The 18,969-nt window shown below is 64.0% G+C and carries 19 protein-coding genes and 1 pseudogene; 11 read left to right on the top strand and 9 right to left on the bottom strand.

What is annotated here, in order from left to right; all coding sequences use genetic code 11:
* Complete coding sequence (gene tsaE / locus PQR02_RS23430; RefSeq protein WP_408236516.1) at positions 1–558, top strand: tRNA (adenosine(37)-N6)-threonylcarbamoyltransferase complex ATPase subunit type 1 TsaE; 558 nt, start codon at positions 1–3, stop codon at positions 556–558.
* Positions 540–2,129 carry an N-acetylmuramoyl-L-alanine amidase gene (locus PQR02_RS23425; protein WP_408236513.1) on the top strand — a complete coding sequence of 530 codons (1,590 nt, stop codon included), beginning with the start codon at positions 540–542 and terminating at the stop codon, positions 2,127–2,129. Before tsaE ends, PQR02_RS23425 begins: the two co-directional genes overlap by 19 nt.
* Positions 2,130–2,222: 93 nt before the next feature.
* Here PQR02_RS23425 and PQR02_RS23420 read toward each other — a convergent pair whose 3' ends face one another.
* Positions 2,223–3,104, bottom strand: a complete 882-nt coding sequence (locus PQR02_RS23420) for an EamA family transporter (protein WP_408236510.1) — start codon at positions 3,102–3,104, stop codon at positions 2,223–2,225.
* Positions 3,105–3,278: 174 nt separating this feature from the next.
* Between PQR02_RS23420 and PQR02_RS23415 the strand changes: the two genes are divergently transcribed.
* Together PQR02_RS23415 and trxA are read left to right on the top strand one after the other, a co-directional pair.
* Positions 3,279–4,154, top strand: coding sequence for a pirin family protein (locus PQR02_RS23415; RefSeq protein ID WP_408236507.1), 876 nt, complete (start codon positions 3,279–3,281; stop codon positions 4,152–4,154).
* A gap of 150 nt (positions 4,155–4,304) precedes the next feature.
* Positions 4,305–5,153, top strand: a complete 849-nt coding sequence (trxA, locus tag PQR02_RS23410; protein ID WP_408236504.1) for a thioredoxin — start codon at positions 4,305–4,307, stop codon at positions 5,151–5,153.
* Between the two features lie 135 nt (positions 5,154–5,288).
* On the opposite strand, the gene tcdA is transcribed toward trxA, so the two are convergent.
* Positions 5,289–6,146, bottom strand: coding sequence for a tRNA cyclic N6-threonylcarbamoyladenosine(37) synthase TcdA (gene tcdA, locus PQR02_RS23405; protein WP_408236501.1), 858 nt, complete (start codon positions 6,144–6,146; stop codon positions 5,289–5,291).
* A 220-nt stretch (positions 6,147–6,366) separates the two neighbouring features.
* On the opposite strand from tcdA, the gene pdxH reads away from it, so the two are divergent.
* From pdxH to PQR02_RS23390, 3 genes are all read left to right on the top strand, one after another.
* Positions 6,367–7,008 (top strand): pyridoxamine 5'-phosphate oxidase, encoded by a 642-nt coding sequence (pdxH, locus tag PQR02_RS23400; protein ID WP_408236498.1) that lies wholly within the window; start codon positions 6,367–6,369, stop codon positions 7,006–7,008.
* A gap of 141 nt (positions 7,009–7,149) precedes the next feature.
* Positions 7,150–8,364: a class I SAM-dependent methyltransferase gene (locus PQR02_RS23395; RefSeq protein ID WP_408236495.1), complete on the top strand. Its 1,215-nt coding sequence runs from the start codon at positions 7,150–7,152 to the stop codon at positions 8,362–8,364.
* A gap of 27 nt (positions 8,365–8,391) precedes the next feature.
* Complete coding sequence (locus tag PQR02_RS23390) at positions 8,392–9,849, top strand: DUF72 domain-containing protein (RefSeq protein WP_408236492.1); 1,458 nt, start codon at positions 8,392–8,394, stop codon at positions 9,847–9,849.
* Positions 9,850–10,018: 169 nt separating this feature from the next.
* On the opposite strand, the gene msrA is transcribed toward PQR02_RS23390, so the two are convergent.
* Positions 10,019–10,567 carry a peptide-methionine (S)-S-oxide reductase MsrA gene (msrA, locus tag PQR02_RS23385; RefSeq protein WP_149671897.1) on the bottom strand — a complete coding sequence of 183 codons (549 nt, stop codon included), beginning with the start codon at positions 10,565–10,567 and terminating at the stop codon, positions 10,019–10,021.
* Positions 10,568–10,823: 256 nt separating this feature from the next.
* Here msrA and PQR02_RS23380 point away from each other — a divergent pair, with 256 nt between their 5' ends.
* Entirely contained in the window at positions 10,824–11,333 is a 510-nt protein-coding gene (locus tag PQR02_RS23380; protein WP_408236488.1) for a flavin reductase family protein, read from the top strand.
* A gap of 37 nt (positions 11,334–11,370) precedes the next feature.
* On the opposite strand, the gene PQR02_RS23375 is transcribed toward PQR02_RS23380, so the two are convergent.
* Positions 11,371–11,883, bottom strand: a complete 513-nt coding sequence (locus PQR02_RS23375) for an Lrp/AsnC family transcriptional regulator (protein ID WP_149671899.1) — start codon at positions 11,881–11,883, stop codon at positions 11,371–11,373.
* 130 nt (positions 11,884–12,013) lie between these two features.
* Between PQR02_RS23375 and kynB the strand changes: the two genes are divergently transcribed.
* The 3 genes from kynB (at position 12,014) to kynA (ending at position 14,946) form a co-directional block, all read left to right on the top strand.
* Positions 12,014–12,652, top strand: a complete 639-nt coding sequence (gene kynB, locus PQR02_RS23370) for an arylformamidase (protein WP_408236484.1) — start codon at positions 12,014–12,016, stop codon at positions 12,650–12,652.
* A gap of 67 nt (positions 12,653–12,719) precedes the next feature.
* Positions 12,720–13,970 carry a kynureninase gene (kynU, locus tag PQR02_RS23365; RefSeq protein WP_408236481.1) on the top strand — a complete coding sequence of 417 codons (1,251 nt, stop codon included), beginning with the start codon at positions 12,720–12,722 and terminating at the stop codon, positions 13,968–13,970.
* 10 nt (positions 13,971–13,980) lie between these two features.
* Positions 13,981–14,946: a tryptophan 2,3-dioxygenase gene (gene kynA / locus PQR02_RS23360; protein WP_408236478.1), complete on the top strand. Its 966-nt coding sequence runs from the start codon at positions 13,981–13,983 to the stop codon at positions 14,944–14,946.
* A 30-nt stretch (positions 14,947–14,976) separates the two neighbouring features.
* Here kynA and PQR02_RS23355 read toward each other — a convergent pair whose 3' ends face one another.
* The 5 genes and pseudogenes from PQR02_RS23355 to PQR02_RS23335 all read right to left on the bottom strand — a co-directional run bounded on the left by PQR02_RS23355 (position 14,977) and on the right by PQR02_RS23335 (position 18,477).
* Entirely contained in the window at positions 14,977–15,714 is a 738-nt protein-coding gene (locus PQR02_RS23355; protein ID WP_408236475.1) for an SDR family oxidoreductase, read from the bottom strand.
* 50 nt (positions 15,715–15,764) lie between these two features.
* The gene (locus PQR02_RS23350) at positions 15,765–15,917 is read right to left on the bottom strand and encodes a hypothetical protein (protein ID WP_408236472.1); all 153 of its coding nucleotides are present in this window, start codon (positions 15,915–15,917) and stop codon (positions 15,765–15,767) included.
* A 21-nt stretch (positions 15,918–15,938) separates the two neighbouring features.
* Positions 15,939–17,027, bottom strand: a complete 1,089-nt coding sequence (locus PQR02_RS23345; protein ID WP_408236469.1) for an alcohol dehydrogenase catalytic domain-containing protein — start codon at positions 17,025–17,027, stop codon at positions 15,939–15,941.
* A gap of 37 nt (positions 17,028–17,064) precedes the next feature.
* A pseudogene (locus tag PQR02_RS23340) lies at positions 17,065–17,379 on the bottom strand (ABC transporter permease subunit); the annotation flags it as partial.
* A 117-nt stretch (positions 17,380–17,496) separates the two neighbouring features.
* Positions 17,497–18,477, bottom strand: coding sequence for an AraC family transcriptional regulator (locus PQR02_RS23335; RefSeq protein ID WP_408236466.1), 981 nt, complete (start codon positions 18,475–18,477; stop codon positions 17,497–17,499).
* Between the last annotated feature and the right edge of the window lie 492 nt (positions 18,478–18,969).

Below are 18,969 nucleotides of genomic sequence, written 5' to 3'. Positions count from 1 at the left end.
ATGCCTGTCAATCCCGATCACGCGATTCAACCGCCCGCCGCCGTCCTGCTCGAACGCTCTTTCGCGCTTGCGGACGAAGCCGCTACGCTCGCATTCGGCAAGCGTTTCGCGCAGGCGATCGAAAGCGTGCGCGAAGCCATCGCCGCCAGCGGTAACGCCTTCCACGGACTGCAGGTACAACTCGTCGGCGACCTCGGCGCGGGCAAGACCACGCTCGTGCGCGCCACCTTGCGCGGCCTCGGCCATAACGGCCGCGTGCGCAGTCCCACTTACACGCTGGTCGAACCTTATGTGCTCGAGCGGCCCGCAGGGGAACTCGCGCTCTATCACTTCGATCTGTACAGATTCACCGATCCGGCCGAATGGGCCGACGCGGGCTTTCGCGAATATTTCGACAGCGGCGCGATCTGCCTCGTCGAATGGCCGCAGCGCGCGGGGCGTCTGCTCGGCGTGCCGGATCTCGTCTTCTCGCTCGACCTGGACCGCGAGGGCGACGGCCGCGTACTCGTCGCACGGGCATACAGCGAATCAGGAAAGGCATGTCTCGAAAGATGTTGATCAAACCGTTCCGCTCGATCGAATCGGCGGCCACCGCAACGCATAACTGGCGGCGCCGGCAGATTCTGCGGGCGGGCGCCTCCTCGCTCGTGCTCGGTCTCGTCGCACCGCGTCTCGCGATGGCCAGCTCGGTGCTCGGCGTGCGGGTGTGGCCGGCGCGCGACTACACGCGCGTGACGATCGAATCCGATCAGTCGCTGCAGAACGCCCAGCAGCTGTTGCAGGGACCGGACCGGCTGGTGGTCGACCTGAGCGGGCTCGATCTGGATCAGGCGCTGAAGGATCTCGTGTCGAAGATCACACCGAACGATCCGCAGATTTCGTCGGTGCGGGTCGGGCAATATCAGCCGCACGTGGTGCGCATGGTGTTCGACCTGAAGGGTTCGGTGAAACCGCAGGTGTTCACGCTGCCGCCGGTCGGCGCATATAAGTATCGGCTGGTGTTCGACCTGTATCCGGCAGTCGCCCCCGATCCGCTGATGGATCTCCTCGCGCAAACGGAGCGCAAGCAGCAAACGCTGGACGAAGAGAACGGCGTGCCGCCCGCCACGCTGAGCGGGCCGGGCACGACGCCGCCGACTGCCGACAATAGCGAAGCGTTCTTCGAGCGCTATGCGCAAAATGGCGGCGGCAGCAACGCTGCGCCGCGTGCGCCGGCGCATGTCACACCCGCGCCCGGTGCGCCCATCATCGCCGGCAAGCCGGCCACGCCGGGTGTGCCGCTCGCGCCGCCCACCGCGCTCGCGCGCAACAAAGGCGGCAACAGTGGCAACAGCAGCGCGCGCATTCAGGACAGCGACGACGCAGGCGGCGACGACACCTACGCGTTCAGCACGCCCAAATCCAGCAAGAGCAACACGGTGCGTCTCTTGACCGTCGCCATCGATCCGGGCCACGGCGGCGAAGACCCGGGCGCGATCGGCGGCTCGGGCACCTACGAGAAGCACGTCGCGCTCGACATCGCGAAGAAGCTGCGCGCGAAGATCGACGCGCAGCCGAACATGCGCGCGATGATGACGCGCGACGCCGACTTCTTCGTGCCGCTGAACGTGCGCGTGCAGAAGGCGCGCCGCGTCGGCGCGGACCTGTTCGTGTCGATCCACGCGGACGCGTTCACCACGCCGGAGGCGAAAGGCTCGTCGGTGTTCGCGTTGTCGGACCACGGCGCGTCGAGCGCGGCGGCGCGCTGGATGGCGAACAAGGAAAACTCGTCGGATCAGATCGGCGGGATCAACATCAAGTCCGCCGACGCCACCGTGAATCGTGCGCTGTTCGATATGTCGACCACCGCGCAGATTCGCGACTCGATGCGCTACGGCAACTTCGTGCTGAAGGAAATCGGCGGGATCAACAAGCTGCACAAGGGCTCGGTCGAACAGGCGGGTTTCGCGGTGCTGAAGGCGCCGGACATTCCATCGATCCTCGTGGAGACCGCGTTCATCAGCAACCCGGATGAGGAGCGCCGTCTGAACGACGACGCGTATCGCGACAAGATGGCCGACGCGATCATGAACGGCATCAAGCGCTATTTCGCAGCTAATCCGCCGCTGGCGAAGAACCGCATGACGTGATGCCTTTGCGTGCTACGGTGTAGCGATGCAATGAAGAAACGGCCGCTCGATGCGGCCGCTTCTTCTTGAAACGCGTGTTCGCGTGGCCGGTGTTCAGCGCGCCAGCGTGAGCCGCTCTACGACCCAGCCGCCGAACACATTTACCGCAAGCCCCGCCATCACCAGCATCGCACCGGCGATCTGCACCATGGTCAACTGTTCATCGAGAAAGAGCGACGCGGATGCGAGCCCGACGATCGGTACCAGCAACGAAAACGGCGCGACCTGGCTCGCCGGATAGCGCGACAGCATGCGGCTCCATAACCCGTAGCCGATCAACGTCGCGATCAACGCGAGATACACGATCGCGAAGATCGACATCGCGCTGATGCCCGACAGCGCGGCCGCGATCCGCTGCGGCCCTTCGAACAGATACGACGCCGCAAAAAACGGCAGCGGCGGAATCAAACTGCCCCACACCACCAGCCCGACGAGATCGACGTTGCCGACTTTCTTCGTGACGATATTGCCGAGCGCCCACATGCATGCGGCGCACAGCGTGAGCGCAAAGCCGGCGGCGGTCATCGAGTGGCCGCCTTGCAGGCCGATCACCGCGAGCCCGCCCGCCGCGATCAGCAAACCCGCGACGTTCGGCAAGCGAAGACGCTCATGCAGAAAAAGCGCCGCGAACATCAGCGTGAAAAACGCCTGCGCCTGCAACACCAGCGAAGCAAGCCCCGCCGGCATGCCGACGTACATCGCCGAGAACAGAAACGCGAATTGACCGAACGAGATCGTCGCGCCGTAGGCGAACAGCCAGCGCCACTGCAAATTCGGGCGCTTGACGAAAAACACCGCCGGCACCGCGGCGAGCGTGAAGCGCAATGCGCCGAGCAGCATCGGCGGCACGCCATGCAAACCCACCTTGATCACGACGAAATTGACGCCCCACGCAACGACCACCACCAGCGCGAGCAGCAAATCCCTGGGCGACATCCCGGTCTCCAATTGATTATTCGATCAGCAGTTTAGCGGAGCCGGGCGCCCGGCGTAACCGCGCGCGTCGCAGTTGCCAGGCGCCGAGGTGCAGCGAGCCGTCGGCATCACGCGCTGCGCAGTAGAATCGTCCATTGACCCCAATCTCCCCTCACCCTTCCAGCCGAGCAGCCCATGACTTCCTCGATCAAAGCCGTCCTCAAACCGCATCTGCGCGACGTCGGCAGTCTGACCGTGCGGCGCGTGCTGCCCGCCATGGCGGCGCGCCTGATCGGCCCGTTCATCTTCTTCGATCACATGGGCCCCGCCACGCTCGAACCCGGCGTCGGCCTCGACGTGCGGCCGCATCCGCACATCGGCCTCGCCACCGTGACCTATCTGTTCGAAGGCGCGATCATGCATCGCGACAGCCTCGGTTCGGAGCAGAAGATCGTCCCCGGCGACGTCAACTGGATGACAGCCGGACGCGGCATCGTCCACTCCGAGCGCTCGCCGGCCGAAGACCGCGCGAGCGGCCAGACCATGCACGGCATCCAGACCTGGGTCGCGCTGCCGCTCGAGGACGAAGAGATCGAACCGTCGTTCGCGCATCACGCGGCCGACACGCTGCCGGTCGTCGAGCGCAACGGCGTCACGCTGCGCGTGATCGCGGGCACGGCGTTCGGCGCGGTGTCGCCGGTCGCGACCTTCTCCGGCACGCTGTACGTGGCCGCCGAATTCGCGCCGGGCAGCGCCTTCGCGCTCGAACCGGAACACGAGGAACGCGGCGTCTACCTGGTTGACGGCGATCTGGAGATCGACGGCGCACCGCTCGAAGTCGGCCAGATGGCCGTGCTCGCGCTCGACGAAACAGTCACGCTGGCCAGCACGCACGGCGCGCGCGTGATGTTGCTTGGCGGCGAAAAGCTGGACGGCGAGCGTTTTATCGAGTGGAATTTTGTCGCTAGTTCGCGCGAGAAGATCGAGGCCGCGAAACAGGCGTGGACGAATCAGGAGATGGGCAAGGTGCCGGGTGAAACCGAGTGGATTCCGCTGCCGGAGCGCAAATAAGCTCAAATTAGCGTTAATGGGCGTGAACGGGCGCAAATTGGCTCACGCGAACGGCAAATGAGCGGCAGTTCAGCAACGGCCTGCGCGCCGCATTGAATGCCGGCGGTTCGGCCCCATCTACCCACAAACCGTTTTATCGACGAGGACGCAATGGACACCACTCTGGCCACTTTCGAACAGGACGTCATCACGGCGTCGACACTGGCCCCCGTGCTGGTCGATTTCTGGGCGCCGTGGTGCGGCCCCTGCAAGACCCTCGGCCCGATGCTGGAAAAGCTCGAAGCCGAAGCGGCCGGCAAATGGAAGCTGGTGAAGGTCAACGTGGACGAGAATCAGGAACTGGCCGCGCACTTCCAGGTGCGCAGCATTCCGCACGTCGTGGCGTTCGCCGACGGCCAGCCGGTCGATCAATTCATCGGCGTATTGCCTGAGGGACAGCTGCGCGAGTTCATCGAGCGGCTCGTGCCGCAAGGCGCGGACGTAGCGCGGCTCGACGCGCAGGCCGCGCTGGCCGAAGGCCGCCGCGACGATGCGTACGAAGCGCTGCAAGCCGCGCTCGCCTACGACCCGGGCTTCGACGAAGCGCGCATGGACCGCATCGAACTGCTGCTGGAAGACCACCGTATCGACGAAGCGCGCAATGAAGTCGACCTGCTGTCGCCGAAAACGACTCAGGGCATCGACGCGCGCTTCAACGCGATCAAGACGCGGCTCGACGCGGTGGATGCCGCCGCCGATCTGCCGCCGACGGATGCGCTCGAAGCCAAAGTGGCCGCCGCGCCCGACGATCTCGAAGCACGCTTCGATCTGGCCAGCGCGTTCATCGCTCGTCGCAAATATGCGCAAGCGCTCGAACATCTACTGGCGATCGTGCAGCGCGACCGCTCGTTCCGGGATGACATCGGCCGCAAGACGATGCTGTCGGTGTTCGATCTGGCCGCGCATCAGCCGGAGCTGGTATCGCAGTGGCGGCGCAAGCTGAGCGCGTCGTTGTTCTGATCGAATGCGGGTTCAGGCGCGGTCGCGGCCAATGCGGCCACCGCGCCTGAATGTGCGGCGCTGTGCCAAAACGCGCCGAGCAGACTTCATGCTATGCCGTAGAAGCGCCACGCATTTTCGGCGGCGCGCATCGCTTCAGACCGTCGCCTGTTTCGCCAACGCCCGCAACACATGCGCGGCCGCCGCAAAACCGAAGCTCGCGGTCACACATACGCTCGAACCAAACCCCGCGCAGTTCAGACCGACCGGTCCCGTGTGACCCGGCGACGTGCTCACGTGCTCGGCTTCTTCGTCGATATCGCAAACGGCGGCTTCCGGGTAGATCAGCGGCTCGTCCGAGTACACCGCGCTCACCTTGAACTTCGCCTTTGGCCCGCGCGGAAAACCATGCTGCTTGCGCAACTGCCCGCGCACTTTCGACAGCAACGGATCCTGGATCGTCAACGCGAGATCGTCGATACGAATGCGCGTCGGGTCGAGCTGGCCGCCCGCGCCGCCCACCGTGATCAACGGCTGTTTGCGCTCGACGCACCAGGCGATCAGCGCGGTCTTGGTGCGCACGCTGTCGATCGCATCGATCACGTAATCGAAACCGCCGCCGAGTGTCGCCGCGAAGTTGTCCGGCTCGACGAAGTCTTCGATCAGCCGCACGTCGCAGTACGGATTGATCGCCGCGATGCGCTCGGCCATCGCTTCGACTTTCGGTTTTCCGTAGTTGCCGTCGAGCGCATGGATCTGCCGGTTAGTGTTGCTCTCGGCGACGTTGTCGAGATCGATCAGCGTCAGCGTGCCGAGCGCGCTGCGCGCAAGCGCCTCGGCCACCCACGACCCTACCCCGCCGATGCCGATCACCGCGACGTGCGCGCCTTCGAACGCGGCGAGCGCCGGCGCGCCGTACAGGCGCGCGATGCCGCCGAAGCGCCGCGCGCGGTCGGCGGTTTCACTCCCGTCGAGGCTGGTAGTAAGATCGGATTGCGCGGTGGTGCTGGACATGGTGGCAGGGCTCGTTAAAACAGGTACGACAGAAAGGGGCGCCGCCCGGGTCGAACGGGTGCGGGCGGTCCAGACATACTCAGGCCGTATTTTGCCTGAACCCGTCGCGGCTCATGCCGCTGCATCACGCAACTCGCACGGTGCGCGGCCTTGCGCTGGTCGCGGGCAAAAATCCGACTCCTTAGCTATACTTGCCTGACTGTAGCGTTCGCATAAGAACATGACTTCACTCGCCGAACTTCGAAAAAACTATTCGCTGGGTTCTTTGGACGTTGCCGATGTCGACCGCGATCCGATTCGTCAATTCGACACGTGGTTCCAACAGGCCGTGAACGCCAAACTGCCCGAACCGAATACGATGACGCTAGCCACCGTCGACTCGCGCGGCCGGCCGTCTGCGCGCATCGTGCTGATCAAGGGCGTCGACGAGCGCGGCTTCGTGTTCTTCACCAATTACGAGAGCCGCAAGGGCCGCGAACTCGCCGCCAATCCTTACGCGAGCCTGCTGTTCTACTGGATCGAGCTGGAACGCCAGGTGCGTGTGGAAGGCCGTATCGTCAAAACCAGCGCGGCGGAAAGCGATACGTATTTCGCGTCGCGTCCGCTCGGTTCGCGCATCGGCGCGTGGGCATCGAATCAGAGTCGGGTAATTGAAAGCCGTTCGCAGCTCGAAACGCGCGAACGTGAAATCAGGCTGCAATACGGCGACCAACCGCCGCGCCCACCGCATTGGGGCGGTTATCGTTTGGTGCCCGAAGCAATCGAATTTTGGCAGGGCCGGCCGTCGCGGCTGCACGACCGTCTGCTCTACACTCGCGCAAGCGAAACTGGCGACTGGCAAATCTCCCGCCTATCGCCTTGAATCGGAACTGAACGCCGGCAGCGCGCCGCCAACGCAGCAGCGCGCGCCGGCCTGATCGCGTCTCGCGGCATGGGAGTTGCGCCGCGCCGAGCCGCGATCGACACAGGCTTTGCTTTAATTCAACGGACACGGAGAGATCACATGTTCTGGGAGAAGAAGCTGGCGCAATGGGTGGAAGAGGTAAAAACCAGGGCTAACCTGCCAGCACGCCTCGTGCTGTGGGATGGCCAGCAACATGACTTCGGGCAGTTCGCCGCCCCGCAGGTCACGCTGCATGTGAAAAGCGCCACGGCGCTGCCCTATCTGCTCGAACCGAGCCTCGACAATCTCGGCGAGGCCTACGTGAAGGGCAAGATCGACATCGAAGGCAAGCTGTCGGACATCATCAATGTCAGCTATCAGCTGGCGCGCAACACCGTGACCAGCGCGAGCAAGCTGGCGCGCGTGCGACGTTACTTCCATCACTCGAAGGCGTCGGACAAGAAGGCGATCCAGTATCACTACGACGTCTCGAACGAGTTCTACAAGCTGTGGCTCGACGAGAACATGGTCTACTCGTGTGCGTACTTCGAGAACGGCGACGAAGATCTCGCCACCGCGCAAATCAAGAAGATCGACCACATCCTCACCAAAATCCAGGTGCAGCCGGGGCAGCGTCTGCTCGACATCGGCTGCGGCTGGGGCGCGCTCGTGCTGCGCGCGGCGCAGAAATTCGGCGCGAAATGCGTCGGCGTGACGCTCTCGAAGAACCAGTTCGATCTCGCCACTTCACGGGTGAAAGCGGCGGGTCTGGAAGGACAGATTGAAATTCGCCTGCAGGATTATCGCGACGTCACAGGGCAATTCGATCGCATCACCAGCGTCGGCATGTTCGAGCATGTCGGCCGCAAGAATCTGCCGGGCTACTTCCAGAAGATCCGCGAGTTGCTGGCCGACGACGGCGTCGCGATGAATCACGGCATCACGTCGAGCGATTCGGACAGCGGCGAGACCGCGCTCGGCGGCGGCGAATTCATCGACCGTTATGTGTTTCCGGACGGCGAATTGCCGCATATCAGCCTCGCGCTCGAAGCAATGCAGCGCGGCGGGCTCGAAGCGGTTGACGTCGAAAGCCTGCGCCGTCACTATGCGCACACGCTGAACCTGTGGGCGGAAAATTTCGAAGCGCATGCGGACGAAGCCCGCAAACTGGTCGACGACGAAAAATTCCGCATCTGGCGCGTGTACCTCGCGGGCTGCGCATACGCGTTCGAAACCGACGACATCTCGATCTACCAGGTGGTGTGCCGCAAAGCCGGCCGCAGCGCGAAAACCTTGCCGTGGTCGCGCCGCTACATGTACGAAAAGCCGCTATAAGACGGTTGAATGGCGGGCCGGACATCGATGGACCAGAGCAGGACAAGCGAAGTTGAGCAGCCGGCAAGCGGCGCGAACGACGGCGATGACGCCAGCGGCGAAGCCGTGCAGTTCGATCTGTTCGGGCTGCCGCTGGAGCCGGCGCCTTCACTGGCGGACGCGCCGGCGCAGGCGGATGCTCATGGCGGAAAATTGTGGCGCGCGTCGTCGGCCGATGCTTCCCGGTCTGCCGCCGAAGCGCCTGCCACGACCGCACAAACTGGAGCCGCGCCCGCACCCGAGCGCCGGCGTCAGGCGCGCGCCAAGGTCCATGAGCCCAGCGCCGCCGCCTCGCTCTGGCAGGACGAGGACGAAGAGGCCCTCGACAGCGCCGCCGCGCAATCTGCTCCGAGCGCCGCCTCAATCCCCGCAGGCGCGCCGAAAAAACGCCGCGCCCGCGAAATCCTCGCCGCCCCGCCGTCGGCCGAACTGCTCGCGCTCGCGGCAGAACTCGCGCCGCAAATCCACCTCGGCACGTCGACCTGGTCGTTTCCGGGCTGGAACGGCATCGTCTACGGCGACGAATACAGCAACAGCAAACTCTCGCGCGAGGGCCTCACGGCATACAGCGCGCATCCTCTGCTCAGGACGGTCAGCATCGACCGGTCGTTCTATCAGGCGCTGCCCGTCACCGATTATCTGCGTTACGCGCAGCAGGTCCCCGAGCATTTCCGCTTCATCGTCAAGGCGCCGATGACGGTCACCGATGCCACCGTGCGCGCCGGACACGGCGAACCGGTCTCGCTGAACCCGTGTTTCCTGAACGCGCAAATGGCGATCGACGAATTCGTCACGCCCTGCGTCGAAGGGCTCGGCGCGAAAGCCGGCGCGCTGGTGTTCCAGCTTTCGCCGCTGCCGGATCAGATGCTGGCGCAGCCGGCGGAATTCATCGAACGCCTGGCTGAATTCCTGATGGCCTTGCCGAAGCTGCCCCACGGCACCTGCTATGCGATCGAAATCCGCGATGCGAGCCTGCTCACGCCGCGCTTCATCCGCACGCTGAAAACGGCGGGCGTGCGCTATTGCGTGGGTATTCACGCGCGGATGCCGGACCCGCTGCGCCAGGCCGCCGCGCTGGCGCTGCTGGACGGCGAGCCGGCCGGGCCGCTGATCGTGCGCTGGAGTCTGCATGGCGGCTTCAAATACGAACAGGCGAAGGCGAAATACGAGCCGTTCAAGCAGTTGGTCGACCAGGACCCCGCGACTCGCGCATCGCTCGCCGAGTTGGCCGCGCGCTACGCGCTGGCGGGCCAGCCGGTGGTGATTGCGATCAACAACAAGGCGGAAGGGTCGGCGCCGTTAAGCTGCGTGGAACTGGCGCGCGCGATTACCGAGGCGTATGCGCGTCAGGCTCACAACCGGGAACATGAGGACGACGAGCCGCCTTCGGACGAGCGGGAACAGCAGACCGGAGACGGCGAACCGGGCGACGCACCGGCTGCCTAGGTCAGGCAGGCCGGGCGGCACGGCACTAGCTTAGGGAAGGCCCCCTTCCGGAGCCCTCCGTGCATGCCCAGCGAGCGCCCATTCAACGCGGATTGGAAGCACCAGAGCGAGCGTGAACGGCTTGCCCGGTCCCGAGCGCAAGGCCCGGCATCGCGCAGCCGGACTGCCCTCAGCCCGCCTTGATTCTGTGCGCGAACTTCTGACGAAACTTCGCCACTTTCGGCGCCACCACGAACGAGCAGTACCCTTGATTCGGATGCTGCGCAAAATAGTTCTGGTGATAAGCCTCGGCGGACCAGTAGTTGCCGTCGAGCGGCAGCACCTGAGTGACGATCTGCCCGTCGTAAATCCCCTGTTCGCCGATCTCGCGGATCGCCTGCAAAGCCGTCTCGCGCTGCGCATCCGAATGCGTGAAGATGACCGACCGGTACTGCGTGCCGACGTCGTTGCCCTGTCGGTTGAGCTGCGTCGGATCGTGGATCGCGAAGAAAATATCGAGAATCTCGCGATAGCTGATCTTCGCCGGATCGAAGTCGACTTTCACCACTTCGGCGTGGCCGGTTTCGCCGTCGCACACCTGCTCATAGGTCGGATTGCGGGTCTGGCCGCCCGCATAGCCCGACTCCACCGCGTTCACGCCGTCGACGCCCAGATACACCGCTTCGAGGCACCAGAAACACCCGCCACCGAGGGTGGCGACTTCGCCTGTCTGACTCATGCTGCTCGCTCCTTCATGCTGATGGTCGGCCTATGCCGGTCTTGCACCGCCGCAACGCTCGTGCCACGAACTGGACTTGTCAGCTTAGCGGGTTTTCCGCTCACCGGCTGGGGTCGCGGCCCGCGCGCCCCGATTGCAGTTAAAATTGGGACAAATCGACGACTTTCACTATGACTTTCGAATCATTTGTTTCCGAGCATGCGCGCGATGGGTTCTGTCCGGCTTCGGCCCCGCTAACGCGCGGAGCCGTCGCCTGATGAAGCGCGCCAGTCCACCCAATTTCGACCAGAGCGCCTTCAAACAGGCGCTTAGCCAATTCGCCACCGGCGTCACCGTCATTACAACGCGAGCAGAGTCGGGCCAATTGATCGGCATCACGGCCAGTTCATTCAACTCGGTGTCGCTCGATCCGCCGCTCGTGTTATGGAGCCTGGCCACCCGCTCGGCGTCGATGCCGGTGTTCCAGGCCAACAGCCACTATGTGGTGAACGTGCTGGCCGCCTCGCAGCTCGATCTATGCAAACGCTTCGCGACCGTCAGGGGCAACCGCTTCGAAGGGGTGTCGCACGCGCAGGGCGATACCGGCATGCCGGTGCTCGACGGCGCGCTCGCGTGGTTCGAATGCCATAACCGCAGCCGCTACCAGGAAGGCGATCACGTGATTTTCGTCGGCGAAGTGGAACGCTGCGGCGTGCATGAAAATGGGGCGGACATATCGCCGCTGGTGTTCCAGAACGGGCGGTTTCACGGGCTCAAGCCATTGTGAATGGTCGGCCGCGCTTCGGCGCGGCCAGCCCCTCTCTTCAGCGGTCGTTATGCGCCGCACCGTGCCCGGTTTTCTTCACTAACGACACCGGCACGCCCGAATCTTCCTTCAGCGTCTGCAGCACGATATTCGAGCGAATATCCATCACGCCCGGCGCCTTATACAGACGCTGCAGCACGAAATCCGAATAGTGCTTGAGGTTGTGCGCGAGAACCCGCAGCAGATAGTGGGTCTCGCCGGTCACGACGAACGCGCCGACCACTTCCGGCCAGTCGCGCACCGCGTCCGCGAAACGCTCGTGCCAGTTCTCCTGGTCGTTGCGCATGGACACCTGGACGAACGCCTCCAGTTCGAAACCCAGCACTTCACGATTCAGACACGCGCGGTAATGTTCGATGACGCCCTGCTCTTCCAGCAGCCGCAAGCGCCGCAGGCAAGCCGACGGCGAGAGCGAAATGCGCTCCGCGAGATCGAGATTGCTGATTCGTCCTTCTTGCTGGAGCACCGTCAAGATACGGCAATCGGTGGCATCGAGCGAGATCGCGTTCATATTCGGTCTCCCTTTCCCGTTTGACTCAAATTATGTTCCAAGACAGCGGGCAGAAGGTGATTTTTTCGCAATCACATTTTGCAGCAGGCCGCCTATCATTCCCGCATAGCCACAATTCATCGATGGAGACATGCAAACACTCTGGGACATCACCCCCGACGTCAATCCCGCGACGCCCGTCTGGCCCGGCGACACGCCGGTCGGCATCGAGCGCATGTGGCGCATGGAGGCGGGCTCGCCAGTCAACGTCGCGCGGCTGACGCTGTCGCCGCACACCGGCGCGCATACCGACGCCCCGTTGCACTACGACCCCGAGGGCGCGGCAATCGGCGAGGTGCCACTCGATGCCTACCTGGGGCGATGCCGGGTGATTCATTGCATCGGCGCGTCGCCTGTTGTGACGCCACAACACTTGACCGGCTCGCTCGACGACCTGCCGCCGCGAGTCTTACTGCGCACTTACAAAAACGCGCCGACGACCGCCTGGGACAGCGCGTTCTGCGCGGTCGCGCCGGACAGCATCGACCTGCTCGCGTCGCGAGGCGTGCAGCTGATCGGCATCGACACGCCGTCGCTCGACCCGCAGGAATCGAAAACGATGGACGCTCACCGCCGGATTCGCGCGCATCGGATGGCGATCCTCGAAGGCGTCGTGCTGGATGCCGTCGCTGCCGGCGATTACGAACTGATCGCGCTGCCGCTCAAGCTGACCACGCTCGACGCGAGTCCGGTGCGCGCGGTGTTGCGCGCGCTGCCCCCGACGCGCTGAACCGCGCCGGGCCGCGCCGAACCCGGCGGCCTCGCTGAACCTCACTGATCTAACCGACGGAACCACCATGAATCACCGTGACGAAGCACTGGCGCTCGACAGCGCCGACCCGATCGCGACGCTGCGCGACCAGTTCGCGCTGTCGCCGACCACCATCTATCTCGACGGCAATTCGCTCGGTGTGCCGCCGGCCGCCGCCGCGCAACGCGCGCAGACCGTGATCGCCGCCGAATGGGGCGAAGGCCTGATCCGCAGCTGGAACAACGCCGGCTGGTTCGCACTGCCGCGCCGTCTCGGCAACAAGCTCGCGCCGTTGATCGGCGCGGCCGACGACGAAGTGGTCGTCACCGATACGATTTCGGTCAACCTGTTCAAGCTGCTGTCCGCCGCGGTGCGGGTCGCGCAGGCGCGCGATCCGAAGCGTCGCGTGATCGTTTCCGAGCGTTCGAACTTTCCGAGCGATCTGTACATCGCGCAAGGCCTGATCGAGCAGCTCGACCGCGGCTATGAACTGCGCCTCGTCGACGAGCCGTCCGAGTTGCCCGCGGCGATCCGCGACGACACCGCCATCGCGATGATCACGCACGTGAACTACCGTACCGGCTATATGCACGACATGGCCGCGCTGACGAAGCTGATCCACGACAAGGGCGCGCTCGCGCTGTGGGATCTCGCGCATTCGGCGGGCGCGGTGCCGGTCGACCTGAACGGCGTCGGTGCGGACTACGCGGTCGGCTGCACGTACAAGTATCTGAACGGCGGTCCCGGCTCGCCCGCGTTCGTGTGGGCGCCCAAGCGCCATCAGAACGAATTTGCGCAGCCGCTGTCCGGCTGGTGGGGTCATCGTGCACCGTTCGAGATGGACCCGGCGTATCGGCCGGATGACGGCATCGGCCGCTTCCTGTGTGGCACGCAACCGATGGTGTCGATGGCGCTGGTCGAATGCGGGCTCGACGTGTTCCTGCAAACCGACATGCAGGCGGTCCGCAAGAAGTCGCTCGCGCTGACCGATCTGTTCATCGAACTGGTCGAAGCGCGTTGCAGCGAGTTTCCGCTCACGCTCGTGACGCCGCGCGAGCATGCGCAGCGCGGCTCGCATGCGAGCTTCGAACATCCGCATGGCTATGAGGTGATGCAAGCGCTGATCGCGCGTGGCGTGATCGGCGACTACCGTGAGCCGCATGTGCTGCGCTTCGGCTTTACGCCGCTGTATACGCGCTTCGTCGATGTATGGGACGCCGTCGAAACCTTGCGCGAAGTGCTCACGCAAGAGACCTGGCGAGCACCTGAATTCGCCGCTCGCGGCGCCGTGACCTGAGGAGCGCGCGATGACCGATCACATGCAAACACCGGGTTTGCCGGAAGAGTCCGTCACCCAGGGATGTCCGTTTGGGCATGGGCGGGCCTCGGCTTCGGCTGCTTCCGCTGCGGCTTCACTTGCAACATCCACGGCCAAAGCTGCCGATGCCGCTGACGACGGCTGGCATGACGCGCAGCTCGACTTCTCCGAATCGATGAGCTACGGCGATTATCTGTCGCTCGGGACAGTGCTGGATGCGCAGCACCCGTTGTCGCCGGATCACAACGAGATGCTGTTCATCATCCAGCATCAGACGAGCGAACTGTGGATGAAGCTCGCGCTGTATGAACTGCGCGCCGCACTAAAGGCGGTGCACCGCGACGAACTGCCGCCGGCGTTCAAGATGCTCGCGCGCGTGTCGCGGATCATGGAGCAGCTGGTGCAGGCGTGGAGCGTGCTCGCGACGATGACGCCGTCCGAATACACCGCGATGCGGCCTTATCTGGGCAGTTCGTCCGGCTTCCAGTCGTACCAGTATCGGCAGATCGAGTTTCTGCTCGGCAACAAGAACGAGCAGATGCTCAAGCCCCATGCGCATCGCGCGGACGTGTTCGCCGAGGTGAAGACCGCGCTCGAAGCGCCTTCTTTCTACGACGAAGTGGTCCGCCTGCTAGCACGCCGCGGCTTTGCGATTGCCCCTTCGAGGCTGGAGCGGGATTGGACCCAGCCTACCACTCACGACGCGTCGGTCGAATCGGCCTGGCTCGAGGTGTACCGCAATCCGTCGCGGCACTGGGAGCTGTACGAGATGGCCGAAGAACTGGTCGATCTCGAAGACGCGTTCAGGCAATGGCGCTTCAGGCATGTGACCACGGTCGAGCGGATCATCGGCTTCAAGCAGGGCACCGGCGGAACGAGCGGCGCGACCTATTTGCGCAAGATGCTGGACGTGGTGCTGTTTCCCGAGCTTTGGCATGTGAGGACGATGCTGTAGCAAGCGCAACGGGGCTGTGCAAAACCGGGCTCACTTGGCCGTATAGCCCCCATCGATCGGCAAGCAAACGCCGCTGATCATGGACGCCGCGTCGCTCAGCAAAAACAGGATCGGCGCGGCGACTTCGGCGGATTCGGCAAAGCGCCGCAACGGAATCGCCTTCAAAGCGGGTTCGCGTTTGGCGGGCTCGCTCCACGCCTGCACCGCCATCGGTGTCAACGTGACGGTCGGATTGACGCTGTTCACGCGGATCCCGAACGGCCCCAGCTCGATGCACAGCGCACGCGTCACCGCATCGAGCGCGGCCTTCGAAGCGGAATAACTCAGATGATCGTCAAGCGCCACCAGCGCCGCCTGACTCGAAACGTTCACGATACTGCCCGCGCGTTTCGCGTCGAGCATTCCGCGCGCCACGTGTTTCGCGATCAGTACCGCGCCACGCGTGTTCACCGCCATCACGCGATCGAAGCTCGCGCCCGTGGTGTCCACCGCTGGTTCGAGCAACGCTATCCCGGCGCAATTCACGAGTCCGTCGAACACGTCGAGCGAAGCCAGCGCGTCGTCGATCGCGGCTTCGTCGCTCACGTCGAGCCTTAGCGGTTCGCAGCCGGTTTCCTCGGCCAGCCGCGCGAGCTCGTTCACGTTGCGCGCCGCGGCGACGACACTCGCGCCCGCCGCGCACAACGCTTCGACCGTTGCGCGGCCAATTCCGCTTGAAGCGCCCGTCACGAGAATCGAGCGGCCGGAAAAATCAAAGGTCGTATTCATGATGATGGCAACCGATGCATGACCGGCTTCAGAGCCGGATACAAGTCTGTTTAAACACCGAAGCGCTGTTCGACCAACGGCAGTCGCCGCGCGTTGGGCTGCGCGCGATCGATCAACGTGACCCGGCCGCCCTCGGCCGCTTCGCGCCCGATCAGTCCGATCAGATTGTGCGCCTTTGCGGGCCACGTCGCGCCCTCTTGCACGACTGACGTTCACGTTCCTGCTCACGTACGCGGCTTCATCAACACCTTGATCGAATCGAGCGAGTTCGCGACCTTGATCGCCTCGTCCCACTCCTGCAGCGAAAAGCCGTGCGTGACGATACCCTTCGACGTGACGAGTCCACGCGCCAGCAGATCGATTGCGATGGGATAGCAATAGGGTCCGAGGTGCGCGCCGCGCACGTCGAGTTCCTTGCGGTCGCCTATCACCGACCAGTCCAGCGTCGTATCCGCGCCGAACACCGAGAACTCGACAAAACGCCCGAGCTTGCGAATCAGCTCCATGCCCTGGTTGACGCCGATCGGCGCGCCGGTGGTTTCGATGTACACGTCGCAACCGTAGCCGTCGGTGAGCGAATGGATGATCGCGAGCGCGTCGGTCTTCTGCGGATTGATCGTCACGTCCGCGCCGTACTCACGCGCGAGCGCGAGGCGCTCTTCCACGAGGTCGATCACCACCAGCTTCTTCGGCGTCTTCAGGTGCGCGACTTGCGTCATCATCAAACCAAGCGGACCCGCGCCCGCGATCACCAATACATCGTCGAGTTGCACGTCACCGCGATTGACCGTGTGGATCGCGCAGGCGAGCGGCTCGATGATCGCCGCGTCTTCAAGCGAGATGCCGTCAGGAATCCTGTGCACGATCGCCGTCGGCGGAATCCGCATGTACTCGGCCATGCCGCCGTCCGCGACTTCGCGCTGGAAGCCGAAGATGTTGTGTACCTCACACATCCAGTACTGCCCGGATCTGCAATACCGGCATTTGCCGCAAGGCACGATCTGTTCGGCGATCACGCGCTCGCCCTGCTTCACGCCGAAATGTTCGGCTGCGCCCTCGCCGATCTCTTCGACGTAGCCGAAGAACTCGTGCCCCGGAATCACCGGCGCCTTCACCCACGGGCTCGGGCCGCCCCAGAACATCTTCGCGCCCGAGTAACACTTGCAGTCGCTCGCGCAGATGCCGCACGCGGCGATGCGGATCACGAGTTCGTGCGCGCGGGCGCGCGGCTTCGACACCTGTTCGACGCGATAGTCTTTCGGCGCATGACAGACGATGGCGGTCATGTTCGGCTGGTCGGTTTGAGTCGTCATTGCATTGTCCTGCCAAGGAAGGAATGAGTGGAGAGAGTTACTTTCTTCGGTCACGGCTGATATAGATCGCGAGCAGAATGATTCCGCTCTCGATCACGTTCTGCACCGACGATTCACGCCGAGCCGCAGCGCGCCGATCAACGTGCCGATGATCGAGCCGCGGCCGCCCGGGATCGAATTGCCGCCCATCACAACTGCGGCGATCGCGTCGAGTTCGAAGCCGACGCCCGCGCTCGGCGGGCCGCTCATCAAACGAGCGGTGAGCGCGATCGCGGCGAACGCGGAAGTCAAACCGGCGAAAGGTGTAGACGATGAGCTTCACGCGCGCCATGCCCGCGCCGGACAGACGCGTCACCTGCGGTGCGCACACAGCGTGAGACGTATTGAAACGCTGTTGAAGTAAAACGCTGCGGCTCGCAGCCCGGCGACGGATCACGCAGCCGCGCGCTGGCTGCTGGCTAACTGCAGGCTAGGTGAACGGATAAGCCGCGGCGACACTGCGCGGCAGCACCGGCGCGAGCACGATGGCCGGCGCGTCGTCGATGCCCGCGCCACGCGCGGCGGCTTCTTCGGACGCGTCGCGGCTCGCGTCGTTCAGTTGCTGATAGCGGCGGAATTTCGAAGGCGCCATGCCCTTCATCGCGAGGAACTGCCGGTTGAAATTCGACAGGTTGTTAAAGCCCGCCTTGAAGCAGATATCGGTCACGCTCAGGTCGCCGTCGGTCAGCAACTGGCATGCGAGGTTGATGCGCATCCGGTTCACGTACTGTACGAACGTCAAGCCGGTATGGCGGCGAAAATACCGCGAGAACGCGCTGACGCTCTGGCCGGCGAGCTGCGCCAGATCCGATTCGCGCAACTCGTTAGCGAGGTTCTTGCCGATATACGACAGCACGTGATTGATGCGGGTCGACGCGAAGCCGGTCGGGTCGGCCTGATACGCGGGACTCGCGAGCGTCTCGCGGTCCTCGGCATTCGTCAGGATCTCTAACATCGACATGAACAGCACGAGCCGGCGCAATCCGCGCGCCGCCAGCAACTCCATGAACAGCGGTTGGATCGCCGCGCTGGTGCGCGCGCCGAACGACACGCCGCGGCGCCCGTCAGCCAGCAGCGCTTCGACCTGGCGCCACTCCGGAAAACTGTCGACGCAGCTCGACACGAACGCCTGCCCGAATTGCAAGACCAGGTTGCGCTGCGCGATGGTCTCGCCTTCCGGCACGTCGCTGACCCAGTTGTGCGGCAGGTTCGGCCCGATCAGCACCAGGTTGCCGGGCGCGAAGCTGCTGATGTGATCCCCGACGAACATCTTGCCGGTGGTCGCGACGATCAGATGAATTTCGTATTCCGGATGAAAGTGCCAGCGCACCGTTCTGTACGGATAGCCATGCGACCACACTTTGAACGATTCGTCGCGGCGCACGGCCACGATTTCCAGATCGGGTTGCACAGTCTGCCTCCATGAAGCGGCCGTCGAACCGGCCGCTGATCTTCGTCTTGTAGACCGAAAAGTAGCCTTCAAACGCGCCGGGCACCACTAAGAATGAGACCGTGAACCCATACTTTTTTGCATTCGGGTTAATCCTGGCGCGTCCGGCGTCAAATTTGACGCAATGCAATACCCACCGCGAGCCGCTTGCGCGCGCCCGGCGAGGGACCGCACGCAGCGGGCCGAGCCCGGCCACGCCGCGCTGCGCCACGAAAACCCTGTCGCGCCGCCTTGACTTTCATTTCGCTGGGTACGATCATTCGCTCACATACAGAGCAAATGCTCCATCCACGATGAACGTACGCTCGGAGCCGTGCGAGCAACTGCACCGGTCAGGGGATCGGAGTAAGCGCTAAAGCGCTAACCCACCGACCAATTTATGGGATCGGAGTAAGCGCTAAAGCGCTACCCACCGACCAATTTATGGGATCGGAGTAAGCGCTAAAGCGCTAA

The sequence above is a fragment of the Paraburkholderia sediminicola genome, from assembly GCF_046026895.1.
Lineage (GTDB): Bacteria > Pseudomonadota > Gammaproteobacteria > Burkholderiales > Burkholderiaceae > Paraburkholderia > Paraburkholderia sediminicola_C.
The sequence above is the reverse complement of the archived record's forward strand: the minus strand, read 5'-3'. Positions and strand labels throughout refer to the sequence as shown.

What these genes read in the sequence shown, in the direction of transcription:
- tcdA (WP_408236501.1), bottom strand. Translation starts at nt 6,146, where the DNA reads ATGTCCAGCACCACCGCGCAATCCGATCTTACTACCAGCCTCGACGGG.
- kynU (WP_408236481.1), top strand. Translation starts at nt 12,720, where the DNA reads ATGAATCACCGTGACGAAGCACTGGCGCTCGACAGCGCCGACCCGATC.
- kynA (WP_408236478.1), top strand. Translation starts at nt 13,981, where the DNA reads ATGACCGATCACATGCAAACACCGGGTTTGCCGGAAGAGTCCGTCACC.
- PQR02_RS23355 (WP_408236475.1), bottom strand. Translation starts at nt 15,714, where the DNA reads ATGAATACGACCTTTGATTTTTCCGGCCGCTCGATTCTCGTGACGGGC.
- PQR02_RS23375 (WP_149671899.1), bottom strand. Translation starts at nt 11,883, where the DNA reads ATGAACGCGATCTCGCTCGATGCCACCGATTGCCGTATCTTGACGGTG.
- PQR02_RS23345 (WP_408236469.1), bottom strand. Translation starts at nt 17,027, where the DNA reads ATGACGACTCAAACCGACCAGCCGAACATGACCGCCATCGTCTGTCAT.
- PQR02_RS23420 (WP_408236510.1), bottom strand. Translation starts at nt 3,104, where the DNA reads ATGTCGCCCAGGGATTTGCTGCTCGCGCTGGTGGTGGTCGTTGCGTGG.
- PQR02_RS23425 (WP_408236513.1), top strand. Translation starts at nt 540, where the DNA reads ATGTCTCGAAAGATGTTGATCAAACCGTTCCGCTCGATCGAATCGGCG.
- pdxH (WP_408236498.1), top strand. Translation starts at nt 6,367, where the DNA reads ATGACTTCACTCGCCGAACTTCGAAAAAACTATTCGCTGGGTTCTTTG.
- PQR02_RS23390 (WP_408236492.1), top strand. Translation starts at nt 8,392, where the DNA reads ATGGACCAGAGCAGGACAAGCGAAGTTGAGCAGCCGGCAAGCGGCGCG.
- trxA (WP_408236504.1), top strand. Translation starts at nt 4,305, where the DNA reads ATGGACACCACTCTGGCCACTTTCGAACAGGACGTCATCACGGCGTCG.
- kynB (WP_408236484.1), top strand. Translation starts at nt 12,014, where the DNA reads ATGCAAACACTCTGGGACATCACCCCCGACGTCAATCCCGCGACGCCC.
- tsaE (WP_408236516.1), top strand. Translation starts at nt 1, where the DNA reads ATGCCTGTCAATCCCGATCACGCGATTCAACCGCCCGCCGCCGTCCTG.
- PQR02_RS23415 (WP_408236507.1), top strand. Translation starts at nt 3,279, where the DNA reads ATGACTTCCTCGATCAAAGCCGTCCTCAAACCGCATCTGCGCGACGTC.
- msrA (WP_149671897.1), bottom strand. Translation starts at nt 10,567, where the DNA reads ATGAGTCAGACAGGCGAAGTCGCCACCCTCGGTGGCGGGTGTTTCTGG.
- PQR02_RS23380 (WP_408236488.1), top strand. Translation starts at nt 10,824, where the DNA reads ATGAAGCGCGCCAGTCCACCCAATTTCGACCAGAGCGCCTTCAAACAG.
- PQR02_RS23395 (WP_408236495.1), top strand. Translation starts at nt 7,150, where the DNA reads ATGTTCTGGGAGAAGAAGCTGGCGCAATGGGTGGAAGAGGTAAAAACC.